This is a genomic window from Haliea sp. (genome assembly GCF_040222615.1).
Classification (GTDB): domain Bacteria; phylum Pseudomonadota; class Gammaproteobacteria; order Pseudomonadales; family Halieaceae; genus Haliea.
In genome coordinates this window covers 1-2,858 of record NZ_JAVKCQ010000145.1, presented here as the reverse complement: position 1 = coordinate 2,858, position 2,858 = coordinate 1, and the positions used below count along the sequence as shown (strand labels likewise).

Genomic DNA, 2,858 nt, shown 5'->3' with positions numbered 1-2,858 from the left:
GACCGTGTTCATCTGTGACGAATGCGTCGAGCTGTGCATGGATATCATCCGCGAGGAGCACAAGTCGGCCCTGGTCAAGTCCAAGGACGGGGTGCCGACACCGCGTGAAATCTGCGACGTGCTGGACGACTATGTGATCGGCCAGAATCACGCCAAGCGAATCCTGTCCGTTGCGGTCCACAATCACTACAAGCGCCTGGACCATGGCGGCAAGGGCAGCGAAGTCGAGCTGGCCAAATCCAATATCATGCTGGTCGGCCCGACCGGTTGCGGCAAGACTCTGCTGGCTCAGACGCTGGCCCGCATCATTGACGTGCCATTCACCATGGCTGATGCCACCACCCTGACCGAAGCCGGCTATGTGGGCGAGGATGTGGAGAACATCATCCTCAAGCTGCTGCAGGCGGCGGACTACAATGTGGAGCGGGCGCAGCGCGGCATCGTCTATATCGATGAAGTGGACAAGATCAGCCGCAAGGCAGACAACCCGTCCATCACCCGCGACGTGTCGGGCGAGGGGGTGCAGCAGGCCCTGCTGAAGATCATGGAAGGGACGGTGGCCAGTGTGCCGCCGCAGGGTGGTCGCAAGCATCCGCAGCAGGAGTTCCTGCAGGTGGACACGACCAACATCCTGTTTATCTGCGGCGGCGCCTTTTCCGGCCTCGACAAGATCATCTCTCAGCGCACCCATGGCTCCGGCATGGGCTTCGGCGCCGACGTGACATCGGCCGACGAGCGGCGCATGGGCGACATCCTGAAGGATGTGGAGCCGGAAGACCTGCTCAAATTCGGCCTGATTCCGGAGTTCATCGGCCGTCTGCCGGTGGTTGCCACCCTGGAAGACCTGGACGAGGAGGCGCTGGTGCGCATCCTGAGCGAGCCCAAGAACGCTCTGGTGCGGCAGTATCAGCGGCTGTTCGAGATGGAAGGGGTGAAGCTGGAACTGTCGGAGGACGCCCTGAAGGCGGTGGCCCGCAAGGCGATCAGCCGCAAGACCGGCGCTCGCGGGTTGCGTTCGATCCTGGAGAATATCCTGCTCGATACCATGTTCGACCTGCCCAGCCTGGATGGGGTTGAGCAGGTTGTGATGAACGCCGAGGTGGTGGAAGGTCGGGCCGAACCGCTGCATATCTACGCAGAGCGCCAGACCAGCGCCTGAAGCCGGTCCTGTAGCCGACCGTGCCCCTGGGGGCGGTGTCTTTTTGCCAGCGCCAGCCCTGGATCGCTGGCAGGGGTTGATACTGGCCCGGCGGACACCAACTATATGCAGTGTCTGATTGCGGCATCCGGCCGTGGATCTATGCCCAGTGGAGGCCTTCTTGGAATCTGAGCGCGGTGTGCTTTACCCGATTCTCCCTCTCAGAGACATCGTCGTCTTTCCGCACATGATCGTGCCGTTGTTTGTCGGCCGCGAGAAATCCGTGCGGGCGCTGGACGATGTCATGAAGGACGACAAGCAGATCCTGCTGTTGTCGCAGAAAGACGCCTCCCAGGATGATCCCGGCGAGGACGAGATTTTCCGGGTCGGCACCATCGGCAGTGTGCTGCAGCTTCTCAAGCTGCCTGACGGCACCGTCAAGGTGCTGGTCGAGGGCAACCGCCGGGCACAGGTGGAGCGTTTTGAGTCGGGTCAGGACTTCTTTCAGGCCTATGCCACGGACATTGCCGAGGCGGATCGGGAGGGTGCTGAGTCCGAGGCGCTGGTGCGCGCGGTGGTCAGCCAGTTTGAGCAATACATCAAGCTCAACCGCAAGATTCCACCGGAAGTCCTAGTATCGATCAACCAGATCGATGAACCCGGCAAGCTGGCCGATACGGTTGCCTCCCACCTGTCGCTGAAGATTCCGGAAAAGCAGGAGCTGCTGGAGATCGGCAGTGTGCGGGAACGGCTGGAGAAGATTTACTCCTTCATGGAGGGCGAAATTGGTGTCCTTCAGGTGGAGAAGCGAATCCGTAACCGCGTCAAGCGGCAGATGGAGAAAACCCAGCGCGAGTACTATCTGAACGAGCAGATGAAGGCGATCCAGAAGGAGCTCGGCGACGGCGAGGACGGCCGCGATGAAGCCGCCGAGCTGGAGCAGCGCATCAAGAAGACCCGCCTTAGCAAGGAAGCGCGGGAAAAGTGCATGGCGGAGTTGAAGAAACTCCGTTCCATGAGCCCGATGAGCGCCGAGTCGACCGTCGTGCGCAACTATCTCGACTGGATGCTCGGCATTCCGTGGAAAAAGCCGTCGCGTACCAAGAAGGACATTGCCCTGGCCGAAACCGTACTCAACCGTGACCATTACGGACTGGAGAAGGTCAAGGAGCGGATTCTTGAGTATCTCGCCGTGCAGGCGCGGGTCGGCAAGATGAAGGGGCCGATCCTCTGTCTGGTGGGTCCGCCGGGTGTTGGTAAGACGTCCCTTGGCAAGTCCATCGCCGAGGCGACGGGCCGCAACTTCGTTCGCATGAGCCTGGGCGGCGTACGCGACGAGGCGGAAGTGCGCGGCCACCGCCGCACCTATATCGGTTCCATGCCCGGTCGTGTGGTGCAGGGCATGAAAAAGGCGAAGACGTCGAACCCTGTGTTCCTGCTGGACGAGGTGGACAAGTTGGGCGCCGACTGGCGCGGCGACCCGTCGTCGGCTTTGCTGGAAGTGCTGGACCCGGAGCAGAACAGCACCTTCAACGACCACTACCTGGAAGTGGACTATGACCTGTCCAGCGTGATGTTTGTCTGCACCGCCAATACGCTGCGCATTCCGCAGGCCCTGATGGACCGCATGGAAGTGATCCGCATCCCCGGCTACACCGAGGACGAGAAGGTAGAGATCGCCAAGCGGCATCTGGTGCCGAAGATTCTGAAGGACCACGGC

At 61.3% G+C, this 2,858-nt stretch carries 2 protein-coding genes; both read left to right on the top strand.

What is annotated here, in order from left to right; all coding sequences use genetic code 11:
- On the top strand, window positions 1-1,159 hold a 1,159-nt coding region (gene clpX, locus RJQ10_RS11910; protein ID WP_350146842.1), incomplete at its 5' end, for an ATP-dependent Clp protease ATP-binding subunit ClpX.
- A gap of 148 nt (window positions 1,160-1,307) precedes the next feature.
- Window positions 1,308-2,858 (top strand): endopeptidase La (gene lon, locus RJQ10_RS11905; RefSeq protein ID WP_502880239.1); only part of this gene is annotated, 1,551 nt, incomplete at its 3' end.